Source organism: Pseudomonas nitroreducens NBRC 12694 (assembly GCF_002091755.1).
GTDB classification, from domain to species: domain Bacteria; phylum Pseudomonadota; class Gammaproteobacteria; order Pseudomonadales; family Pseudomonadaceae; genus Pseudomonas; species Pseudomonas nitroreducens.
On record NZ_BDAI01000006.1, the window covers coordinates 171,545 to 192,886 of the forward strand.

General features: G+C 66.4%; 23 protein-coding genes. 10 read left to right on the top strand and 13 right to left on the bottom strand.

Going from position 1 to position 21,342, the window contains the following annotated elements:
- Positions 1-29: 29 nt before the first annotated feature.
- Positions 30-1,529: an MFS transporter gene (locus PNI01S_RS18015; RefSeq protein ID WP_084358735.1), complete on the top strand. Its 1,500-nt coding sequence runs from the start codon at positions 30-32 to the stop codon at positions 1,527-1,529.
- A 298-nt stretch (positions 1,530-1,827) separates the two neighbouring features.
- Here the strand turns inward: PNI01S_RS18015 and PNI01S_RS18020 are convergent, their stop codons facing one another.
- The 5 genes from PNI01S_RS18020 to PNI01S_RS18040 all read right to left on the bottom strand — a co-directional run bounded on the left by PNI01S_RS18020 (position 1,828) and on the right by PNI01S_RS18040 (position 5,990).
- Positions 1,828-2,427 (bottom strand): YceI family protein, encoded by a 600-nt coding sequence (locus PNI01S_RS18020; RefSeq protein WP_037006560.1) that lies wholly within the window; start codon positions 2,425-2,427, stop codon positions 1,828-1,830.
- Positions 2,428-2,613: 186 nt separating this feature from the next.
- Positions 2,614-2,961: a hypothetical protein gene (locus PNI01S_RS18025; protein WP_024762611.1), complete on the bottom strand. Its 348-nt coding sequence runs from the start codon at positions 2,959-2,961 to the stop codon at positions 2,614-2,616.
- On the bottom strand, positions 2,958-4,085 hold the full coding sequence (locus PNI01S_RS18030) for a serine hydrolase domain-containing protein (RefSeq protein ID WP_024762610.1): 1,128 nt from the start codon (positions 4,083-4,085) through the stop codon (positions 2,958-2,960). Before PNI01S_RS18030 ends, PNI01S_RS18025 begins: the two co-directional genes overlap by 4 nt.
- Positions 4,086-4,201: 116 nt before the next feature.
- Positions 4,202-4,987, bottom strand: coding sequence for an oxygen-binding di-iron domain-containing protein (locus tag PNI01S_RS18035; protein ID WP_024762609.1), 786 nt, complete (start codon positions 4,985-4,987; stop codon positions 4,202-4,204).
- A 106-nt stretch (positions 4,988-5,093) separates the two neighbouring features.
- Complete coding sequence (locus PNI01S_RS18040) at positions 5,094-5,990, bottom strand: acyl-CoA dehydrogenase middle domain-containing protein (RefSeq protein WP_024762608.1); 897 nt, start codon at positions 5,988-5,990, stop codon at positions 5,094-5,096.
- A 148-nt stretch (positions 5,991-6,138) separates the two neighbouring features.
- On the opposite strand from PNI01S_RS18040, the gene olsB reads away from it, so the two are divergent.
- Together olsB and PNI01S_RS18050 are read left to right on the top strand one after the other, a co-directional pair.
- Positions 6,139-6,894 (top strand): L-ornithine N(alpha)-acyltransferase, encoded by a 756-nt coding sequence (gene olsB / locus PNI01S_RS18045; protein ID WP_084358736.1) that lies wholly within the window; start codon positions 6,139-6,141, stop codon positions 6,892-6,894.
- Positions 6,894-7,664 (top strand): lysophospholipid acyltransferase family protein, encoded by a 771-nt coding sequence (locus tag PNI01S_RS18050; protein WP_024762607.1) that lies wholly within the window; start codon positions 6,894-6,896, stop codon positions 7,662-7,664. The genes olsB and PNI01S_RS18050 overlap by 1 nt, the downstream gene beginning before the upstream one ends.
- A gap of 146 nt (positions 7,665-7,810) precedes the next feature.
- On the opposite strand, the gene PNI01S_RS18055 is transcribed toward PNI01S_RS18050, so the two are convergent.
- Positions 7,811-8,671, bottom strand: a complete 861-nt coding sequence (locus tag PNI01S_RS18055; RefSeq protein WP_226045570.1) for a universal stress protein — start codon at positions 8,669-8,671, stop codon at positions 7,811-7,813.
- 75 nt (positions 8,672-8,746) lie between these two features.
- Positions 8,747-9,340, bottom strand: coding sequence for an acyl carrier protein phosphodiesterase (locus PNI01S_RS18060; protein ID WP_024762605.1), 594 nt, complete (start codon positions 9,338-9,340; stop codon positions 8,747-8,749).
- A gap of 278 nt (positions 9,341-9,618) precedes the next feature.
- Here PNI01S_RS18060 and PNI01S_RS18065 point away from each other — a divergent pair, with 278 nt between their 5' ends.
- The 3 genes from PNI01S_RS18065 to PNI01S_RS18075 all read left to right on the top strand — a co-directional run bounded on the left by PNI01S_RS18065 (position 9,619) and on the right by PNI01S_RS18075 (position 12,370).
- Positions 9,619-9,936: an ArsR/SmtB family transcription factor gene (locus PNI01S_RS18065; protein WP_024762604.1), complete on the top strand. Its 318-nt coding sequence runs from the start codon at positions 9,619-9,621 to the stop codon at positions 9,934-9,936.
- Positions 9,937-10,126: 190 nt separating this feature from the next.
- Positions 10,127-11,290: an MFS transporter gene (locus PNI01S_RS18070; RefSeq protein ID WP_024762603.1), complete on the top strand. Its 1,164-nt coding sequence runs from the start codon at positions 10,127-10,129 to the stop codon at positions 11,288-11,290.
- Positions 11,291-11,320: 30 nt separating this feature from the next.
- Entirely contained in the window at positions 11,321-12,370 is a 1,050-nt protein-coding gene (locus tag PNI01S_RS18075; protein WP_024762602.1) for an alkene reductase, read from the top strand.
- A 139-nt stretch (positions 12,371-12,509) separates the two neighbouring features.
- On the opposite strand, the gene PNI01S_RS18080 is transcribed toward PNI01S_RS18075, so the two are convergent.
- The 4 genes from PNI01S_RS18080 to PNI01S_RS18095 form a co-directional block, all read right to left on the bottom strand.
- The gene (locus PNI01S_RS18080) at positions 12,510-12,779 is read right to left on the bottom strand and encodes a FeoC-like transcriptional regulator (protein ID WP_024762601.1); all 270 of its coding nucleotides are present in this window, start codon (positions 12,777-12,779) and stop codon (positions 12,510-12,512) included.
- Positions 12,779-15,073 (bottom strand): Fe(2+) transporter permease subunit FeoB, encoded by a 2,295-nt coding sequence (feoB, locus tag PNI01S_RS18085; RefSeq protein ID WP_084358737.1) that lies wholly within the window; start codon positions 15,071-15,073, stop codon positions 12,779-12,781. Before feoB ends, PNI01S_RS18080 begins: the two co-directional genes overlap by 1 nt.
- Before the next feature lie 7 nt (positions 15,074-15,080).
- Positions 15,081-15,308 (bottom strand): ferrous iron transporter A, encoded by a 228-nt coding sequence (gene feoA, locus PNI01S_RS18090; protein ID WP_024762599.1) that lies wholly within the window; start codon positions 15,306-15,308, stop codon positions 15,081-15,083.
- Positions 15,309-15,497: 189 nt separating this feature from the next.
- Positions 15,498-16,337, bottom strand: coding sequence for an ATPase (locus PNI01S_RS18095; RefSeq protein ID WP_084358738.1), 840 nt, complete (start codon positions 16,335-16,337; stop codon positions 15,498-15,500).
- Positions 16,338-16,601: 264 nt separating this feature from the next.
- Here PNI01S_RS18095 and PNI01S_RS18100 point away from each other — a divergent pair, with 264 nt between their 5' ends.
- The gene (locus tag PNI01S_RS18100; protein ID WP_024762597.1) at positions 16,602-16,892 is read left to right on the top strand and encodes a hypothetical protein; all 291 of its coding nucleotides are present in this window, start codon (positions 16,602-16,604) and stop codon (positions 16,890-16,892) included.
- Positions 16,893-16,921: 29 nt separating this feature from the next.
- Here the strand turns inward: PNI01S_RS18100 and PNI01S_RS18105 are convergent, their stop codons facing one another.
- On the bottom strand, positions 16,922-17,911 hold the full coding sequence (locus PNI01S_RS18105) for an NAD-dependent epimerase/dehydratase family protein (RefSeq protein ID WP_024762596.1): 990 nt from the start codon (positions 17,909-17,911) through the stop codon (positions 16,922-16,924).
- A gap of 192 nt (positions 17,912-18,103) precedes the next feature.
- On the opposite strand from PNI01S_RS18105, the gene PNI01S_RS18110 reads away from it, so the two are divergent.
- A complete protein-coding gene (locus PNI01S_RS18110; protein WP_024762595.1) occupies positions 18,104-19,165 on the top strand; it encodes a saccharopine dehydrogenase family protein in 1,062 nt (353 codons plus the stop codon).
- On the opposite strand, the gene PNI01S_RS18115 is transcribed toward PNI01S_RS18110, so the two are convergent.
- Positions 19,152-20,057 (bottom strand): LysR family transcriptional regulator ArgP, encoded by a 906-nt coding sequence (locus PNI01S_RS18115; RefSeq protein WP_089285734.1) that lies wholly within the window; start codon positions 20,055-20,057, stop codon positions 19,152-19,154. The two genes, PNI01S_RS18110 and PNI01S_RS18115, sit on opposite strands and share 14 nt — an antisense overlap.
- Before the next feature lie 92 nt (positions 20,058-20,149).
- Here PNI01S_RS18115 and PNI01S_RS18120 point away from each other — a divergent pair, with 92 nt between their 5' ends.
- Positions 20,150-20,557 (top strand): ACT domain-containing protein, encoded by a 408-nt coding sequence (locus PNI01S_RS18120; protein ID WP_037009458.1) that lies wholly within the window; start codon positions 20,150-20,152, stop codon positions 20,555-20,557.
- A 3-nt stretch (positions 20,558-20,560) separates the two neighbouring features.
- Positions 20,561-21,163 carry a LysE/ArgO family amino acid transporter gene (locus tag PNI01S_RS18125; RefSeq protein WP_024762592.1) on the top strand — a complete coding sequence of 201 codons (603 nt, stop codon included), beginning with the start codon at positions 20,561-20,563 and terminating at the stop codon, positions 21,161-21,163.
- The last annotated feature ends 179 nt before the right edge of the window (positions 21,164-21,342 follow it).

A 21,342-nucleotide genomic window follows, 5' to 3' on the forward strand; every position in this document is an offset into this window, starting at 1 on the left:
ATAGTGGCTCGTCCCACGGAGCCATCCTCATGACTGCCCTCCATAACCCCAGAAACCTCATCGCCCTGGCCGCGGTATGCCTGTCCTCGATGATGTTCGGCCTGGAAATCTCCAGCGTACCGGCGAGCCTGCCAGCCCTTGAGCGGGTACTGCACGGCGACTTCCAGGACCTGCAATGGGTGATGAACGCCTACACCATCGCCGTCACCAGCGTACTGATGGCCGCCGGTACCCTGGCCGACCGCTTCGGCCGCAAGCGCCTGTTCGTCATCAGCCTGGCGCTGTTCGGCCTGACCTCGTTGCTCTGCGGGCTGGCGGGCGACATGCCGAGCATGATCGCCGGGCGCTTCCTGCAAGGCGCCGCCGGCGGCGTCATGCTGATCTGCCAGGTGGCGGTGCTGACCAGCCAGTTCAGCGACCCGGCCGAACGCGTGCGCGCCTTCGCCGCCTGGGGCGTGGTGTTCGGCATCGGCCTGGGCTTCGGGCCGATCATCGGCAGCGCCATCGTCGCCCTGGCCAGCTGGCAGTGGGTGTTCCTGGTACACGGGCCGCTCGCCCTGCTGACCCTCGCGCTGGCGCAGTACGGCGCGGTGGAGTCGCGCGATCCGCAAGCCGAGCGGCTGGATATCGGCGGCATGCTCACGCTGTCACTGGCCGTGCTCGGCATCGTGTTCTACATCACCCAGGGCGCCGGCATGGGTTTCACCAGCCCGGCCGCGCTGGCGATCCTGCTGCTCAGCCTGGCCAGCCTCGCCGCCTTTGTCCTGATCGAGCGCCGCGTCGCCCACCCGATGTTCGACTTCTCCGTGCTGCGCACCCGCGCGTTTTCCGGCGCGATGTTCGGCTCGGCGGGGATGAACGCAAGCTTCTGGCCGCTGATGATCTACCTGCCGGTCTACTACCACGGCGTGCTCGGTTACGGCGACGTGAAGGCCGGCTGGTCGTTGCTGGCGTACACGCTGCCGACGCTGCTGGTGCCGCCCATCGCCGAGCGCCTGGCGCACCGCTTCCACCCCGGCTGGGTGATACCCGGCGGAATGTTCGTGATCGGCACCGGCTTCTTCCTGATGCTCTGGGGTAGCGCCGTGGATCACGCCAGCTGGCTGACCCTGCTGCCCGGCTGCGTGCTGGCCGGCATCGGGCTGGGCATGACCAACACCACGGTGACCAACACCTCCACCGCCGCCGTGCCCGCCGCCCGCGCGGGGATGGCCTCGGGCATCGACATGAGCGCGCGGATGATTTCCCTGGCGATCAATATCGCGGTGATGGGGTTGATCCTGCTCTGGGGCGTCGCTGCCGGGCTGCACGGCGTGAACGGCAGCGAGAAGCTGCAACAGGCCGCCAGCATCGCCGCCGGCCAGTTGGGCCCCGATGCCCCGGCCAGCGCGCGGGCGGCACTGGTGCAGGGCTTCGGCTGGGTGCTGGGCTACGGTGGGGTCAGCGCGTGGCTGTTCGCAGCGGGCAGTTTCGTGACCTTCGGCGCGCGCCGGGCGGCACGACCTACACTGGAGGTAGCCCGATCCTGATTGACAGGAAGACCGCCATGAAAACCATCCTGCTGCTCGCCTTCGTGTTCATCAGCGCTTCCAGTTGCAGCGTGGGCTCCGGCTTTCGCTTCCAGCCAGACTTGCCGGCAATTGCGGCGCGGGCTTAAGGCTGGCTGTTTTCGCGATTGACGCTGTGCCGTGCGGTTCGCGAGCAAGCTCGCTCCTACGAGGAGCATCCGGCCTGTAGGAGCGAGCTTGCTCGCGAACCCGCCCAACGCCGCCTGGCCGGCGAATCGCAGAGAAGATCGGCACGAACGAAGATGCCGATCCACAACGATCACGGCGCCTGCTTGATCACCTGGCTGAACCCCAGCACCGCGAACACCGGCACCTCGGGCGTGATCGAAGGCACGTTGGCGACTTCCTTGAGCGGCTCGAGTTTCTCTTCCAGGCCGAAGTCGATCAGCTTGAGCACCAGCGGCTCCAGGGTCGTCACCTCGATGCGGCTCTCGCTGGGGCGGCTGACCAGCACCTGTGACTTCAGCCGGCGCTGCTGGCCGTGCAGGTCGAGGTTGAAGTCCACGGTTTCCTGGCGCGACTGGCCGACCCGCAGGTCGTCGTAACGGCTCAGGTCCAGCTGGCTGCTGACGATCGCCTCGGGGAAGCGCTCGATCTCGAAGAAGGAGTTGCGCATGCGCTCGTCGCGCAGCGCCAGGCCGCTGTCGATGGACTCCAGCGGCACCACCACGCGCACCGCGCCCTGGTCGTCGATCTGTCCGGAAAGGCGGTCGAAGCGCTGCACTTCTGCCATCTTGCCGCGCTTGACCGAGACGAAGCTGATCCGCGAGGTGTCGCCGTCCAGTTGCCATTCGGCCAGCGCCAGGGGGCTGGCCAGCACCAGCAATGCGCACACGGCTCCTGTTACAAAAGAATGCATTCGTCCTCCGAAGCGGGTCGCCCCGCTCCGTGGAACGCGCCCGTCAGAACGTGATTACGATCTCGCGAGCTAGAGCAGAACAAGGCAAAAACAGGCGAGGATGCGCAGTTTACAAGCGGTAAATGAGCAGTCCGAGCCTGTTTTTAACGCCGTTCTGCCGACGCGCAGCAGATCGTAATCGCGTTCTCAGTGGTTGCCCGATTCGGGCAAATCATCCGCCTGGGGCATCAGTTGGCATCCCTCGCGCGCACCGAGCCAGGCGGCTGTCTGTGTACTGCCGAGGCCGCGGGCGGTCACCCGCTTGCGCGCTTCGTCGTCGAGGAAGCCGCTGGTCGGCACGTACTGCTTGGTATAGGCCTGGCAATAGTCTGCCGAGTTCCCCATAACGTAGCGACAGGAGCAGTACTCCTTGGCGGTGTAGGCGCCGATGATGCCGGGGAAGGCCGCGAGATGGATGCGGTTCTGCCAGATCACCACGGCCAGCGCGACGATCAGAAGGACGAGAACGCTGAGGATCGGATGGCGGCGGATCATGGCTGCACCTCCCCGTGGGCGAAGGCCGCCTGGGCGAGTTTGAGGAAGGCGTCGTGCTGGTAGCTGCCGTCGCGGTCGTCGGCGTAGCGGACGATCACCAGCTTCTGTTCGGGGATCACGTAGAGCGCCTGGCCCCAGTGGCCGAGCGCGGCGAAGGTGTCTTCGGGCGCATCCGGCCAGGGTACCGGCGCGCCGGCCACCGGGCGATTGAGCCACCACTGGCCACCGGGCACCGCTTCGTTGGGTTTCTTCGGATCAGGCTGGTACTCGGGGAACGGCGCAAGAACGAATTTCATCCAGTCCTGTGGCAGCAACTGGCGATCCTTCCAGCGCCCGTCGCGCTCCATCAGCAGGCCGATGCGCGCCATGTCGCGGGCAGTCATGTAGGCATAGGACGAGCCGACGAAGGTACCGCTGGCATCGCGCTCCCAGACGGCCGACTGGATGCCCAGCGGCTCGAACAGCGCGGTCCAGGGGTAGTTCGCGTAGTCCTTGCCGACCATCTGCTTGAGCGTGGCGGAAAGCACGTTGCTGTCGCCGCTGGAGTAGCGGAAGCGCTTGCCCGGCTCGGCATCGGCAGCGAAGCCGGCGGTGAACTTCGCCATGTCGTCGCGGCCACGGGTGTAGAGCATCGCCACCACCGAGGAGCGCACCGGCGCGTATTCGTACTCTTCCTGCCAGGCCAGGCCGGAGGCCCAGTGCAGCAGGTCGCGCATCCTGATATCGGGATGGTCGGCGAAGGCCGGGTAATGCTGGGCGACCGGGTCGTCGAGCTGGAACTTGCCCTCGCCGAAGGCCACACCGAGGACGCTGGCCATCACGCTCTTGCTCATCGACCAGGCCAGGTGCGGCGTCTGCGCGCTGGTTGGGCCGGCGTAGCGTTCGTAGATCAGTTGGCCGTCGCGAATCACCACCACCGCATCGGTGCGCACGCCCTTGCGGGTCGCGTCGTCGCGGCTGGGGAAGGCGTAGCTTTCGAAGGCTTCGACAGCAGCGCCACTGGGCGTGGCGCCGTGGGGCCAGTCGGCCTCGGGCCAGGTGTCGGCACCGTGGGCATGGCTGCTGAGCAGGCAGGTGGCCAGGGCCAGTGCGCGCAGCGCTGGCCTGTAGGAAGTGAAGGGCATCGGCGGGCCTCTTGTTATCAGGTCGGCCCGCACCCTAGCACGGTGAAGATGACGAATTAAGCGCCGATCGTGCCGTAATCAAGGACGATTGGCGCAATCGGTCAGCATGGGACCTGTCAGCGTGGCACCTGGTAATCCTCCGGCCCCATCAGGTCCATGCCGCATTGCAGGTCGCTGATCCAGTCGAGGAAGGCTCCGATCATGGCCTTGCCCACGAAGGGCCGGCCGTGCTGCGGGACGATCATCTCGATGTCCATGCCGCGCACCATCGATGCCCAGAGCCGCGCGACCTTGTTCGACGCCATGTAGCGACGGTGGAAGCCTTCCATGTGCGGTACGTGCGCAGCGAAATCCTGCACCGGGCTGGCGTCGTCCACCAGGGAGGCGCCCATGTCGCCGGAGAAGAGGATCTTGCTGACCGGATCGTAGATCTGGAAGTTGCCCACCGAGTGGAGGAAGTGCGCAGGGATCATCTTCAGTTGGCAGCGGCCCAGCTGCACCGACTCGCCGCGGTCCGGCAGCGGAATCACCCGGTCATAGGTGGAGATGCCATGGCTGACCGCCAGGTAGTTGGCCGTCAGGTGCGGCAGGAAGCGCGCCCAGAGCTTCGAGCAGATGACCTTGGCGCGGGTGTGCAGCAGCCACTTGTCCAGCGCGGCGATGATGTCCGGGTCCTGGTGCGAGGCGAAGATGTAGTCCAGGTCCTGCAGCGAGAACAGTTTCGAGAGTTCCAGGGACAACGGCGTATAGGTCAGGTCGCCGCCCGGATCGAGCAGCAGGCGCTTGTCGTGGTCGACGATGAGGAACTGGTTGGATTGCACACCGTCGCCGCTGACCAGATCGTCGAAACACAGGCATTGGTGTTTACCGTCGTCGAACAGCACGATGGGTTCGCGTCGCATGAGGGGATTTCCTAAAGCAGTGGGAGGGGAAAACAGTGGGTAGCCCTGCGGAAATTTCTTGGTATCTCAGAAACATCTGTAAGGCTAACGTCCCCTCCCCAGGCCCTCACTGACGTGGGTCAAGGCCTATTGCCACCCTCGCTTTCTCCAGGCGCTTGGCCCGGGCGGCGCCGGCGATGGCGAGCACACTCTTGTCGCGTCTCCAGACCGCCGCCAGTTCCGGGTCGCCCGAGGCGAAGGCGGCATCCAGCGTCGCAGCGAGGCTTTCGAACTGGCTGAACACGCCGGCCAGCAGCAGGTGGGTTTCCGGTTGCGAAGCCGGCTGCCGGCTGACTTCCGCGCAGCCGGCCAGCACACCGGTCAGGCGCAGGCCCAGCTCCGCCGGCCACTGTTTATCCAGCGCCAGGCCGTAGAGCCAGGCGCAGATCGCCGCCAGCACATGGGTATCTTCCAGGGTGCGGAAAGGTTTGCTGTAGGCCTCCCAGCCATCGCCGGGCAGGCGTTCGCAATGGGCACCGTCGAGCAGCAGGCGGGCGTGGGGGATGTCAGGCAGCAGCGGCAGGGCCGGCAGCGCCTCCAGCTTCGCGCCGGGGGCGCCGGCCTGCACCACGGTCATGGCGATGCGCGGAGGCTGTCCCTCGTCCTCGTCACGCGCGGCGACCAGCCACCACGCGGCGCTGTCGGCGGCGGTGGCGAAGTCCTTGCGACCGTGCAGCACCAGACCGTCGAGGCGGGTCTGCAGGTCGGCGGGGCGCACGCTCTTCTTCTCGGTCACGCAGAGCGCGCCGAGACTGAGCGGGGCCGCCGGCCAGAGCGCGCGCAGGGCGGCCTGGTAGCCGGCGAGGAAGGCCAGCCCCGGTGAGGTCGCCAGGCGCCCGCCGAGCACTGCCAGCTCGAAGCTGCCGCTATGGCCGGCGCGCGCCAGCAGTTCGGCGTACCAGTCGTCCAGGGCCAGGCCGGGCGGCAATCGGTCCTGCGGGCCGAGCAGGCATTTCCAGGGCATCGCGGCGCTCCTTCCTTCGAGGTCGTTGTTCTTGTCATACAAGCATCACCGCACCGTCATGGGCGTGACACCGGTCATTCCTAGCCTGAGCTTGCACAACAAAGCCGACCGGCCGCAACCCGCATGGCCGGTTCACGGAGGCACTCGCATGAGTCAGATCGCCCTCTCCTGTGACACCCCGGCGCAGCGCCGTCTCAAGGCCGTGCGTCTGCGCGGCGCCCGCGCCCTGCGCGAAGCCCAGGCCCTGCGTTACCGCGTGTTCAGCAGCGAATTCGACGCCCAACTCAAGGGCGCGGACCAGGGGCTGGACATGGACGACTACGACCGCCACTGCGCCCACATCGGCGTGCGCGACCTCAACACCGGCGCGCTGGTGGCCACCACCCGCCTGCTCGACCACCGTGCCGCACAGCGCCTGGGCCGCTTCTACAGCGAAGAGGAATTCGCCCTCGACGGCCTGGACAACCTGCAGGGCCCGGTGCTGGAAATCGGCCGTACCTGCGTCGACCCGGACTACCGCAATGGCGGCACCATCGCCGTGCTCTGGAGCGAGCTGGCCGAAGTGCTGAATGAAGGCGGCTACCGCTACCTGATGGGCTGCGCCAGCATCCCCATGCGCGACGGCGGCATCCAGGCCCGCGCGGTGATGCAGCGCCTGCGCGACCGCTACCTGTGTCAGCAGAACCTGCGTGCCGAACCGAAGACCCCGTTGCCGCAACTGGACGTGCCGGAAAACCTCACCGCTGAGCTGCCGCCGCTGCTCAAGGCCTACATGCGCCTGGGTGCGAAGATCTGCGGCGAGCCCTGCTGGGACCCGGACTTCGGCGTCGCCGACGTGTTCATCCTGCTCAAGCGCGACGAACTCTGCCCGCGCTACGCCCGCCACTTCAAGGCTGCGGTCTGATGCGCAGCCTGCGCGCCTGGCTGCGCGTTGCCCGCCTGCTGCTGGTGTTGACGGTGGGCCTGGTGCTGGCTGCCTTCGTCAGCCTGCTGGAGCGCCTGCCCGGCCGCGACTGGATGCCCCTGCGCCAGCGCCTGACCTGCTGGTACCTGGCGCGCCTGACGGCTGCCCTGCCCTTCAAGGTGAAGGTGCACGGCGAGCTACCCGGCCAGCCGATGCTGTGGGTGTCCAACCATGTGTCCTGGGTCGATATCCCGCTGCTCGGTGCGCTGCTGCCGCTGACCTTCCTGTCCAAGGCCGAGGTGCGCCAATGGCCGGTCGCCGGATGGCTGGCGGAAAAGGCCGGTACGCTGTTCATCCGCCGGGGTTCTGGCGATGCCCGAATGATCAACGCGCAATTGGCCACGCATCTGGCGCGCGGCCGTTCCCTGCTGGTCTTCCCCGAAGGCACCACCACCGACGGCCAGGGCCTGCGTACCTTCCACGGCCGGCTGATGGCCAGCGCCATCGAGGCCGGCGTGCCGGTGCAGCCTGTGGCGCTATGCTACCGGCGCAACGGGCAGGCGTGCGAGCTGGCGCCCTTCATCGGTGACGATGATCTGGTCAGCCACTTGAAGCGGCTGTTCGACAATGATCGGGGAGTCGCGGAAATCCACTTCTTGCCGGCGCTGTCCAGCGCCCACCAGGACCGCAACCTGCTGGCCAGACAAGCGCACGCGGCAATCCGTGCAGTGGTGTGTGAAGCGCAGGAAGAGGCGGCCATTGCGGCCTGACGTTCGCTGACAAGGGAAGGGATTGGAGCCCGCCGTAACCTACGGCCGGCGGGTTCCCACTCTGACGAAACGGCTTTCAAACTGCGCCGGGCGGCACCCTCGAGTCGCCCGACGCAGCCTGAAAACAGTCTCCAGACGCCGCAGGCTCAAGCCTCCGGCGGCACGACCAGGATGTCACAATCCAGTTCGCGCAGAGCGTAGTCGGCAACACTGCCGATCAGGGCACGCTTGATTCCGCCCATACCCCGAGTACCCATGACCAGCAGATCCGGCCGATGCTTGTCGACCATCCGCTGCAACACGTTGCCCGGCAACCCGACGGCCACCAGTTGTTCATCGATGTGCTCCTCCAGGTGCTGGTCATGGAGGAACTTCTTCAACTCGTCCACCGCCTGGCGCGACTCGCTGCCGACAAATTCGTCGATGCGCTCCTCGCTCACTCCGGAGTACTGCATCATGCCCTTGGCCAGCGGGCTGAAGGCGTAGACACCCCGGCGCACGGCACCTTCGAGCAGGCCCAGTTCATCGGCCACTTCCACCGCATGGGCCGAAGCCGGCGAGGTATCGAGGGCGACCAGCAGGTCGCGGTATTGGCCGCCGGCGGGCTGGTTGACCACCAGCACCGGCAGTTGCCCGGCGCGAAGTACTCGCTCCACCGTGGTGCCGACGAAGATGTCGCGCAGCACGCTCTTGCGGTGGGCTCCCATCACCAGCATCTCGCAGTTCTGCTTCTTCGCCGCAGCGAGGATCTGCTGATTCGGATCGCCGCGCTCCACCAGCAGTTTCGGGCAGGTGCCGCCCAGTTCGGTGAGTTCCACAAGCCGCGCTTCGAGCATCAGGCGCACCTGGGTGACTTCCTGCTCGACCAGCGCCGATGGCTGGTCTTCATCGACCACGTAGAGCACGGTCCAGGGACAGGCGTAGCGCTTGGCGAGCGCCGCCGCACGGTGCAAAGCCTTTTCGGAACGGCCAGACAGATCCGTTGCGACCATTAACGACTTCATCATGCTGCTCCTCTCGTCGTCCTTCAGATGTGTCTATTGCACACGCTATGGGCCGCCGGCCGGTTGACACATATCAAGTCAGGCCGGACCGTCCATCGATTTCGGCGGATTTCTGACGAACTCCTGAAGTTCGGGATAGAACTCACGGAAGTCGCTGCTCAATGGCTCGTAAAGACGATCCAGCTCCTCCCAGGCGCCATCCAGCAGGGACGGCCGCGACAGGCGCCGGGACATGCCGGAGACAACGTCCTGCAACACCTCGAACTGCCGATAGCTGCCGAGCCAGTCCTGCGCGGCCATGCGCGGTGCAATGCGCGCCAGACGCTCCGGCAGGCCGGGCGTGCGGCCCAGTACACCGTAGACCCGTTGGGTGAACTGCTCCAGCGGCTCGCCGGAGAAACGCTCCCAGTCGCGGGCCAGGCAGTGGTCGTAGAACACGTCCAGCAGCACGCCGGCCATGCGTCGGCGCTCACTGGGGAAGCGCGACTTGGCACTGTGTATCAAGGGATGACTGTCGGTGAAGGCGTCGATGCGCCGGTGCAGGCGGATAGCCGCCTCGATTTCAGCGGGCCACTGCCCGGCCAGCGGGCCTTTGACGAAATCGCCGTAAAGGCTGCCGAGCAGTTGGGCGGGCCGGTCGCCGCCCAGGTGGAGATGCGCGAGGTAGTTCATGAGATGAGCTTAGCGCGTACCGATGCTCTGCTGTAGGAGCGAGCTTGCTCGCGAACCTCTTGGCCCCGAGCAGTCTCGGTTCGCGAGCAAGGACTGGGCGCCCCCCGCACCGACTAAAAGCGGCACGGAGCAGAGGCGGAACCATCGCGGACGGAGCACGCTCCCACGTTAGCCCGCCCCTATTATCACGGGCGGTGATCATTACTATCGCGCCAAACGAATTCATATCGTTTTTGACCGATATATAGTTCGTCCCAACGCGATAGACCGATACGCCCATGACTGAACAACACACTCTCGACCTCGACGAAATCTTCAAGGCCCTGGCCCACCCGGTGCGACGCGACATGCTGCACTGGCTCAAGGACCCGGAGAAATTCTTCGTCGAGCAGGAACACCAATCCTTCGAGATCGGCGTCTGCGCCGGCAAGTTCGACCAGCGTACCGGTCTGTCGCAATCCACCGTTTCCGCGCATCTGGCCACCCTCCAGCGCGCGGGCCTGGTGACCAGTCGAAAAGTCGGCCAGTGGAACTTCTTCAAACGCAACGAAGAAACCATCCAGGCCTTTGTTCGCCACCTGAGCGAAGCGCTGTAACAAACCCGTTCAGAATCTTGCGAGCTAGAGCAGAGCAAGGCGAAAACAGACGAGGAAGCGCAGTTTACAAGCGGTAAATGAGCATTCCGAGTCTGTTTTCAACGCAGCTATGCCGACGCGCAGCAGATTCAGGACGGGTTTGACCGGCTACTGCCAGCCAAGACAATTTCAACTCTCCAGGAGCAGGCGCATGCCCACTTCGCTTCTCGTCCTCGCTTTGTCCGCGTTTGCCATCGGCACCACGGAATTCGTGATCATGGGCCTGCTGCCCGAGGTCGCGGGCGACCTGTCCGTCTCTATTCCGGCCGCCGGCTGGCTGGTCAGCGGCTATGCCTTCAGTGTCGCCATCGGCGCGCCGATCATGGCGCTGCTCACGGCCCGCCTGCCGCGCAAGACCGCGCTGCTGATGCTCATGGGCATCTTCATCCTCGGCAACCTGCTCTGCGCCGTGGCCGCCAACTACGGCCTGCTGATGCTGGCGCGGATCATTACTGCGCTGTGCCACGGCGCCTTCTTCGGCATCGGCTCGGTGGTCGCCGCCAGCCTGGTACCGGCCAACCGCAAGGCGTCCGCCGTGGCGCTGATGTTCACCGGGCTGACCCTGGCCAACGTGCTCGGCGTTCCGGCCGGCACTGCGCTGGGCCAGGTCGCCGGCTGGCGCTCGCCGTTCTGGGCAGTCACGCTGATCGGCGTCATCGCATTGATCAGCCTGTGGCGCGTGCTGCCCAAGCAACACGATGAAGAAGCGGTGGACATGCGCAAGGAAGTCTCCGCGCTGCGCAACGGACCGCTGTGGCTGGCGCTGGGCACCACCGTACTGTTCTCCGCCGCGGTGTTCGCGCTGTTCACCTACGTCGCGCCGTTGCTCGGCGAAGTCACCGAGGTCTCGCCGCGCGGCATCACCTGGAGCCTGGTACTGATCGGCCTCGGCCTGACCCTGGGCAACATCATCGGCGGCCGCCTCGCCGACTGGCGCCTGGGCACCACCCTGGCCGGCGTGTTCGCCACCATGGCGGTGGTTTCCACTGTGCTGAGCTGGACCAGCGCCGCGCTGATCCCGGCCGAAATCACCCTGTTCATCTGGGCCGCTGCCGCCTTCGCCGCGGTGCCCGCCCTACAGGTCAACGTGGTCCGCGTCGGCGGCGCCGCGCCCAACCTCGTCGCCACCCTGAACATCGGCGCCTTCAACGTCGGCAACGCCATCGGCGCCTGGGTCGGCGGCAGCGTCATCGACCACGGCCTGGGCCTGACCCGCGTGCCCCTGGCCGGCGCCGTGCTCTCCGTACTCGCGCTGATCGCGGTGATGATCGCGTTCGGCGGCAAGCCCAACCAGACACAAACCGTCCTCGATTGAACCTCCACCCTCATGCCCCGGAGTAATGCAATGACTACGCTTTTCGATCCCATCGTCATCGGTGACCTGGAACTGCCCAACCGCATCATCATGGCCCCACTGACCCGCTGCCGCGCCGACGAAGGCCGCGTACCCAACGCGCTGATGGCCGAGTACTACACCCAACGCGCCGACGCCGGCCTGATCCTCAGCGAGGCCACCTCGGTGACCCCGATGGGCGTCGGCTACCCCGACACTCCCGGCATCTGGTCCGACGACCAGGTGCGCGGCTGGACCAACGTCACCAAGGCCGTGCACGCCAATGGCGGCCGCATCTTCCTGCAACTGTGGCACGTCGGCCGCATCTCCGACCCGCTGTACCTGAACGGTGAAACCCCGGTGGCGCCGAGTGCGATCAAGCCGGCCGGCCATGTCAGCCTGGTGCGTCCGATCAAGGAGTTCGTCACCCCGCGCGCCCTGGAAACCGAAGAGATCGCCGACATCGTCGAGGCCTACCGCATCGGCGCGGAAAACGCCAAGGCCGCCGGTTTCGACGGCGTGGAAGTACACGGCGCCAACGGCTACCTGCTCGACCAGTTCCTGCAGAGCAGCACCAACCAGCGCACCGACCAGTACGGCGGCTCCGTGGAGAACCGCGCGCGCCTGCTGCTGGAAGTCACCGACGCCGTGATCGGCGTGTGGGGCGCCGGCCGTGTCGGCGTGCACCTGGCGCCGCGCATGGACTCCCACGACATGGGCGACTCCGACCCGCTGGCCACCTTCGGCTACGTGGCCCGCGAGCTGGGCAAGCGCGGCGTGGCGTTCATCTGCACCCGCGAGAAGGCCGCTGACGACAGCATCGGCCCGAAACTGAAGGAAATCTTCGGCGGCGTGTACATCGCCAACGAGCGCTTCACCCAGGAAACCGCCACCGAGTGGCTGGAAAGCGGCAAGGCCGATGCCGTGGCCTTCGGCATCCCGTTCATCGCCAACCCGGACCTGGTAACCCGCCTGCAGAAAGGCGCCGCCTGGAACGAGCCGCACCCGGAAACCTTCTACGGCAAAGGCCCGGTCGGCTACCTGGACTACCCGCGCCTGTAAGCGCCGGTACCAGCGCCAACGAAAAGGGCGCCTTCTTGCGAAGGCGCCCTTTTTCCATGCCGGTGCCAATTCGTAGGGCGGATAAGGCCTCAGGCGTTATCCGCCATTGCGGCGTATAACCCGTTCCGGGTTATACGCCCTACACAGAGCTCCAGCGCAGCGGCGCAACAGTGTTTCTCGACGACAACCGATACCCTGTCGTCGAACACGGCGTCGTCTCCGCGCATCCCTTGCAGCTCCCGCAGGCCGCCGGCTCGGACGCGACCTTTTCCACCACGCCCATCGCCAGCAAGCGCTCCAGCAGGGCTTCGAGCAGAGCCTTCGAAGCGCCGAGGCGTTGAGCCAGAGTCGGCACATCCGCCTCGCCCATCTCACCCAGCAGGTTACGCACGGCGATTGCCGAGGTCATCAGTGGCAGCTCCCGGCCGGAGTGGCGCGCAGTTCACGCTCGCCATTCAGTTCCAGGCCGCGCCGACCGACCCAGCGCAGGATGAGGAACAGCACCAGGTTGAACACCAGCACCAGGCCGATGGCCACCGCGCTGTACTGCGGATGCTCGGCAAAGCTGAACACCTGGTAGCAGAGGGTTGCCAGCGAGTAGGCGACGTTCAGGCCCCAGAGCACCGAGAAGGTCATCCAGCCGCGGCCGCTTTCGCGGGTCAGCGCTCCAAGGGTCGCCACGCAGGGCACGTAGAGCAGCACGAAGACCAGGTAGCTGTAGGCGGCCAACGGACTGCCGAACTTGGCAGCGAAGGTGCCCATGGAGCCCTCTTCCATCTCGCCGTCTGCCATGCTCGCGGCGACCGGGTTGGCCAACACGCTGAGGCTAAACGAGTCGCGCAGGCTGTCCAGCGTATCCGCCCCGGCCTGCTTCAACTGGGCCCAGAGGTCGTAGCCGTCGGCGTCGAACGCTTCGCCCTGGATGTGCTCGGCGGTGTAGAGCGTGTTGAGTGTTCCGACCACCACTTCCTTGGCCAGCGCGCCGGTGACCAGGCCAACGGTGGCCTGCCAGTTGTCCGGGTGCACGCCCATGGGCGCCAGCAGCGGCGTGACCTTGTGGCTGAGACTCGACAGCGCCGAGTCGGCGATGTCGCCCTGCACCGGGCGGCCATCGAGGGTGACGCTGTTCAGCCCGCCGATCACCAGGCTGACCAGGATGATCACGGTGCCGGCGCGGACGATGAAGGCACGCAGGCGCGTCCAGGTCTGCAGCAGCAGGCTGCGCAGGTGCGGCACGTGGTAAAGCGGTAGTTCCATGACGAAGGGCGAGGCCTCGCCGCGCATCAGCGTGTGTTTGAGCAGCAGCCCGGTAAGAACCGCCACGACGATTCCCAGCAGGTACAGCGAGAAGATCGCCAGCGCACCGTTCTGGCCGAAGAAGGCCGCGGCGAATACCGCGAAGATCGCCAGCCGCGCGCCGCAGGACATGAACGGCGCCATCATCGAAGTCATCAGGCGTTCGCGCGGGTTATCCAGGGTGCGGGTGCCCATGATCGACGGCACGTTGCAGCCGAAACCGACGATCAGTGGCACGAAGGATTTGCCCGGCAGGCCGAGGGCCTGCATCAGGCGGTCCATGACGAAGGCCGCGCGAGCCATGTAGCCGGAGTCTTCCAGCAGGGCGAGGAACAGGTACATCAGGCCGATCTGCGGGATCAGCGGCAGCACCGCGTTGATGCCACCGCCCAGGCCCTGGGCCAGCAGCGCGGTCAACCAGTCCGGTGCGCCGCTGCGCGCGCCCAGCCACTGGATGCCGTCGATGAACAGCGCCGAGGAGCCCTGGTCGAAGATCGGCTGCAGCGCCCCGCCCAGAGTGATGGCGAAAAAGAACATCAGGTACATCACCAAGAGGAACACCGGGATGCCCAGCCAGCGGTTCAGCGCGATGCTGTCCAGCATCTGGGTCAAGCGATGCGGCGCGGCCTCACGGTGGTTGCTGGCGCGCTCGCAGAGTTCGCCGATCAGCCGGTAGCGCGCGTCCACCAGCAGCAGTTCCGGGTCCTCTCCACAGGCGCAACGAATCGCGTCACGCGCGGCCAGCAGGCTCGTCGGGTCGAGCTTGAGCTGGCTGGCACTGTGCAAGTCGCCTTCCAGCGCCAGCAGGGCCATCCAGGTGTGGGCCGGCGGTGCGTCGGCCGGTAGCAGTTGAGTGACGGCGTCCCGCAGCGCGGCGGGATACGGCACCTGCAGCGGTTGCTGTACACCCAGGCTGTCGATGGCCTCCTTCAGTGCATCGATGCCTTCGCCGCGGGTCGACACCAGCGGCACCACCGGGCAACCCAATTCCCGCGCCAGCGCCTCGCGGTCGATGTTCAGGCCCTGGGTGCGGGCGATATCGAGCATATTCAGCGCCACCACGCAGGGCAGGCCCATCTCGCGCAGCTGCACGGTGAGGTAGAGGTTGCGTTCGAGGTTGGTGGCGTCCACCACGTTGACCAGCACGTCCACCTCGCCATCGACGATGCAGCGCCGGGCGATCTGCTCGTCCAGCGAGGCCTGGGTCGACAAGGTGGTCAGCGAATAGGTGCCGGGGAGGTCCACCAGGCGCACGCTGTGCCGCGCGGTGCGGAAGCTGCCTTCCTTGCGTTCGACGGTCACGCCGGCCCAGTTGCCCACGCGCTGGCGGGAGCCGGTGAGCTGGTTGAACAGGGTGGTCTTGCCCGCGTTGGGGTTGCCGATCAGGCCGATGCGCAGTTCATCCATGGGTCGATCAGTCCTGCGCTTCGAGCTGGAGGAAGGCCAGATCGCGGCGGCGCAGGACCAGGCTGCACTGGCGGGTATCCACCTGCACCGGATCGCCCAGCGGCGCCACGCGGCGAACCTTCAGCTCGGCACCTGGCAGCAGCCCCATGGAGAACAGACGCTGGCGGAAGGCGGCGCCGATCCCGGGCCGGTACCCCGCGATACGATACCGGCGTTGCGCTTGAAGATCGTGCATGGAAAGCCTCCGGGCGAATGATCGAACAAGGGGAGAATCAGAATAACTCTCATTTGTTAGCGATTATTCGCTTCGAAGCCCGCCCTGAAACTGATTCAAGACAAGAATTGCCGTGACTACTCCCAAAGAGGGATGGCCAATGAAAAGCCCCCGGACCGTTCGGTGCGGGGGCCTTTTTCAGACCGCGGTTCAGCGCGTGCTGATCTGCTGCTGGAGGTTCTGCATCTGCTGCTGCAGGGTGTTGATGTTGCGCATCACCTGGATGCGGAATACATCGAACTCCTTGGTATCGCTGTTGGCCTGGCCCTGGCGGCCATCGACTTCGGAGCGCAGCACGAAAAGGTCGTCCTGCAGGCTCTTGATCGCCTTGGACTGGCTACCGTCCTTCTTCAGGTTGGCGACTTCCGTGTTGAGCGCCTGGATCTGCTGGTTGGCGGCGGCGAGGTCGGCCTGCACGTTCTTGAACTTGGCCTGCTCGTCGGAAATGGTCTTGAGCTTGGCGTCCAGCTGGGCCACCAGTTGCGCGGCACTTTCCTGTTGCGCCTTGAGGTCGTCGCTGATCTGCGCCAGGCGCTTGCCCTGGGCGCCGTCGAATTCCGACAGGGAAATCTGCTGCGCCTTGGCCTGCTCGGCCAGGCGGCCCTGCAGTTGCTTGACCTGCAGCTTCAGCGCCTCGCGGTCGCTCATGCCATTGGATTCGTTGGCGACGAACTTGCCGCGGATGTCGTCCAGGCGCCCGGCGGCCTCCTCGCTGATCTTGGCGAAGCTTTCCTGGGTGGCGATCAGTTGCTGCTCCATGAGCAGCAGTTGCTGGTGGCTCCACCAGCCCACACCGGCCAGGGCGATGGCCATAGCTGCGACCAGCGCCCACAGCGCACCGGTCCCGCCGCCACGTTTCACCGGCGAGGGCAGCGGACGTCCGCTGGGCTCGACCACACGGCGCGGGTGATGGCCGAATTCGTCGCGGTCGGCGGCGTCGGTGGAAAGGTGGGGCACATCATCGAATTCGTCGAACGTGTCATTACGCATGGAATGAACCTGTGGGGATGAAGCGGCGTGTTGCCTGCGCAGGGCGCAGTATATCCGTTCGCATGACTCTGAGAGCAGCCTGGGAGCAGCGTGCCATCACAGGGCGTCACGCACCTCGTCGGCGCACAGAAGACCTGTGACGGAGGGCGCAGTTCCCCAGGCGACCCGCCAATAGTGGCTTTGCGACATCGTGGCACGCCCCTTGCTCCTGCTCCCGATACTTGGCGCCGCTTTGGCGCCCTTCGCGGGGGAGGAAGTCGGGTGATCGAACTCAACAAGGCCATCCTGGATTGCATGCGCGAATTGCGCCGCCGTCTGCGTGAAGAACAGGCACTGGAGATCCAGTACCAGCAGAGCGATGCCATCGAGCGAATGCTGCGCGCCTGTGCCGATTCCAGTTGCGAGGAGACCCGCCACTTGGGCGAGCGCCTCAGCGAGCTGAGCGGCATACAGCTACCGCGCCTGGTGCAGGAGCCGAGCTTCCTGCCAATGCAGGGCGGCGGCGAGCAACAGTATTCCGGCCCACTGCGTGGCGGTGCTCGCGCACCACGCTAGGCAGAGAAGGCTCTCGCAGGAGCGCGCCTCTACATGCCGCGCAACCGCCACCAGTCACAGAACTCGTCCAGCGCATCCCACAGGCTGTTCTGCGGGTCGTAGTCGAGGTACTGGCGCGCACGGGAGATATCCAGGGAGAAGTCCTTGGCCATCACCGCCATGCCCAGGCGATGCAGGGTCGGCTCCGGGCGACCGGGCAGGACCTTGCACACGCCCTCGTTGATCAGCGCCAGGTTGTACGCCAACCCGTAGGGCATGTGCCGCTCCACCGGCTGCATGTCCAGTCGGCGCAGCACGTAGTTCACCACGTCCCACAACGGCAGCGGCTGCCCGTTGCTGATGTTGTAGGCCTGGCCGAGCGCCGCATCGCCCGCCATCAGGCTGGAGAACAACGCGTCGTTGAGGTTCTGGATGCTGGTGAAGTCCACCTTGTTCAGGCCCTGGCCGATGATGCGCAGGCGGCCCTTGCGGTGCGCGGCGATCATCCGCGGGAAGATGCTGGTGTCGCCGGCGCCGGTGACGAAGCGCGGGCGCAGCGCCAGCACTTCCAGGCCGAACTCCTGGGCGCCGAGGGCGACCAGTTCCGACTGATACTTGGTCGAGCCGTAATGGTTGGCGAAGCGCTTGGGCACCTGTTCTTCATTGATGCCGACATGGGACTGGCCGTCGAAATAGATCGATGGCGAGGACAGGTGCACCAAACGGCGGACCTTCTGCTTCAGGCACGCCTCGACGATGGCCTCGGTCATCACCACGTTGGCCTGGTGGAAGTACTCGTGGCTGCCCCACACACCGACCGCACCAGCGCAATGCACCACGGCGTCGACGTCGCTGCACAGCGCGCGCACCAGCGCCGGGTCCGACAGGTCGCCGGCCATGAACTCCGCGCCACGCGCCACCAGCGGCTGCAGCGCTTCCTCGCGGCGTCCGTTCACCCGTACCGCCAGCCCCTGCTCCAGGGCGAAGCGAGCGAAACGCCCGCCAATGAACCCGCTGGCTCCGGTGACCAGAATCTTCATGCACGCCACTCCTGTTTTTATTTCCGGCGACTCTATCAGCCGCCGCACGCTACCACTCTGGCCTTGCACGCCAGAAACGAATCCTTGCAGACCGCAGCGAGCCGGCAGGGTTGCACGACTTGAGATCGGCGACATGCCGGGGGTAGTTGCGACTACCCTTGAGGCACTCACGCGTATCCACGAGGCCACATCATGAGCAAGTCCCACTGGATGATCTACGGCGCCAACGGCTACACCGGCCGGCTGGTGGCCGAGCAGGCGCAACGCGAAGGCCTGACGCCGATCCTCGGCGGCCGCAACCCGGCCAGCCTGCATGCGCTGGGCAGTTCGCTGGGACTGGAGTGCCGGGTGTTCGACCTGAACGACAGCGCCGCCGCCCTGGCTGCGCTGGAAGATATCGCCGTGGTCGCCAACTGCGCGGGCCCCTTCTCCGCCACCGCCGCGCCGATGATCGAGGCGTGCATCGCCAGCGGCGCCCATTACGTCGACATCACCGGGGAGATATCCGTCTTCGAATACGCCCACGGCCTCGACGAAGTGGCGCGCACGGCAGGCGTGGCGATCTGCCCCGGCGTCGGCTTCGACGTGATCCCCACCGACTGCGTCGCCGCCTGCCTCAAGGAAGCCATGCCCGACGCCACGTCCCTGGCGCTGGGCTTCGACAGCGGCAGCGGCCTTTCGCCGGGTACCGCCAAGACCACCGTCGAAGGCCTCAAGCTGGGCGGCAAGGTGCGCGAAGCCGGCCGCCTGCGCGACGTGCCGTTGGGCTACAAGCGCCGCGACATCGACTTCGGCCGCGGCCTCAAGCATGCCGTGACCATTCCCTGGGGCGACGTGGCGACAGCCTATTACTCCACCGGCATCGGCGACATCGAGGTCTACCTGCCGGTGCCGCCCGCCGCCGCCATCGGCATGCGCGTGATGGACAGCTTGCGCCCGCTGCTGGGCCGCGACCGCGTGCAGGACTGGCTCAAGGAGCAGGTGGAGAAGCGCGTCCACGGCCCGGACGAAGTGGCGCGCGGCAAGCTGCGCACCTGGGTCTGGGGCGAAGTGCGCAATGCCCGTGGCGAACGCTGCACGGCGCGCCTGGAAACGGCCAACGGCTATGACGTGACCATCCACGGCGTGCTCTTCGCGGTGCGCCATCTGCTGGCCAATCCCACCAGCGTCGGCTACTTCACACCGTCGAAGCTCTTCGGCGCGCGCTGCATCGAGCAGTTGCCCGGCAGCGGCAGCATCGTCATTCGCGGCTGATCGGCACCATCAGCCCCGGCGCCTTCGCCAGCAGGTGCCGGGTCAGCGCGGCGAGCAGTTCGCCGCCGTTGCGCCAGTGGTGCCAGTAAAGCGGAACGTCGATCACCCGCCCCGGCAGCATGTCCACCAGCTCACCGCGTTCCAGCTCGCCGCGCACCTGCTGCTCGGGCACCAGCCCCCAGCCGAGGCCGCCACTGGTCATGCGCACGAAGCCCTCGGAAGACGGGCACAGGTGGTAGCTGAAGTGACCATCGACGCCCAGGTCCTTCAGGTAGCGGTGCTGCAGTTGATCGTCCGGCCCGTAGACGATGGCCGGGGCGCGCACCAGCCCTTCGGGCTTCACTCCCTTGGGGAAATGCCGGGCAATGAATTCCGGGCTGGCCAGCCCGCGATAGCGCATGGCGCCCAATGGCTCGCAGCGCCCGCCGGCCACCGGGCGCGGGCTGGCACAAACACAACCGGCCACCTCGCCGGCGCGCATGCGCTTGAGGCCGACTTCCTGGTCCTCGACGACAAGGTCCAGCAACACATGGCGCTCGCCACAGAAGTCCCCGACCGCCTGCGCCCACCAGGTCGCCAGGCTGTCGGCGTTCAGCGCCAGGCGCAGGCGCTCGGGCGCAGCGCCGTCGTCCAGCGCAGGCACCGATTGCTGCAGGTCGCCCTCCAGCAGGCGCACCTGCTGCACATGGTTGAGCAGGCGCTGGCCGAGATCGGTCGGTTGCGGCCGCGCCGCGCGCACCAGCACCGGCTGGCCGACCCGCGCCTCGAGCAGCTTGATGCGCTGGGAAATCGCCGACTGCGACAGCCCCAGCACCTGGGCGCCGCGCTCGAAACCACCCTGTTCCACCACGGCGGCCAGGGCGGCAAGCAGCTTGTAGTCGAACATGATCATTTTTCCTAATGAGATATCAGCAGTATTGGTTTTTCTTATACCCGCGAAAACCAGACAATCGCCAGCACTCCCTACTCGACGGACTGATCCTCATGGCTGGCGAAACCTCCCTGGCCGCGCTGCTGCGCGACATGACCCCGGTGCTCAATGACGGCGAATACGTCTATTGCACCTTGCCCGACGGGCAAATACCCGCCGGCCTGCAGCCGCTGGGCAGCTTCCGTGAAAGCGAAGGGTTGACGCTGATCCTGCCCCGCGCCGAGGCAGAACAGGCAGGGCTGGCCTTCGACTACGTCGCCGCGTGGCTGACCCTCGAAGTGCACTCGGCATTGCAGGCGGTGGGCCTCACCGCCGCCGTCGCGACGGCCCTGGCCAAGGCCGGGATCAGCTGCAACGTGGTCGCCGCCTGGTACCACGACCATCTGTTCGTGGCCCACGCCGACGGCCCGCGCGCGCTGGACGTCTTGCACGCGCTCACGCTCGACCCGGAAGGGATCTGAATCATGTGGCAGAGCTATCTCAACGGCATCCTGGTCGCCGCCGGGCTGATCATCGCCATCGGCGCGCAGAACGCCTTCGTCCTCTCCCAGAGCCTGCGCCGCGAGCATCACCTGTCGGTCGCCGCGCTGTGCGTGGCCTGTGACGCCATCCTGGTCAGCGCCGGGGTGTTCGGCCTGGCGAAAATCCTCGCCGAGAACCCGACGCTGCTGGCCATCGCCCGCTGGGGCGGTGTCACCTTCCTGGTCTGGTACGGCCTCAAGGCACTGCGTCGTGCAGTCGCACCCGAGGCCATGGCCAACGCCGGAGAAACCGGCCCGCGCTCGCGCCGCACCGTGCTGATGGCCGCGCTGGCGGTTACCCTGCTCAATCCCCACGTCTACCTCGACACCGTGCTGCTGATCGGTTCACTCGGCGCCCAGCAGGCCGCCCCCGGCGCCTACGCCATGGGCGCGGCCAGCGCATCCCTGCTGTGGTTCTTCACCCTGGCCTTCGGTGCCGCCTGGCTCGCGCCCTGGCTGGCGCGCCCTGCCACCTGGCGCCTGGTGGACCTGATGGTCGCCGTGATGATGCTGGGCATGGCCGCGCAACTGGTGTTTGCCGCCTGATCCAAGCACTTCGCGGGAAAATAGTCCGAACGACGATCCGCCATCCCGGTCAGTCTAAGGTGGAGTGATTGCACGCAGCCCGCGACCTTGGGCCTTTGCCCCTACAGTTGCTGCGTGGATATGCCACAGGTCGGGTGCTATGATCCGACCTTCGCGGCGCCGGCGGGCTCTGAGCCTTC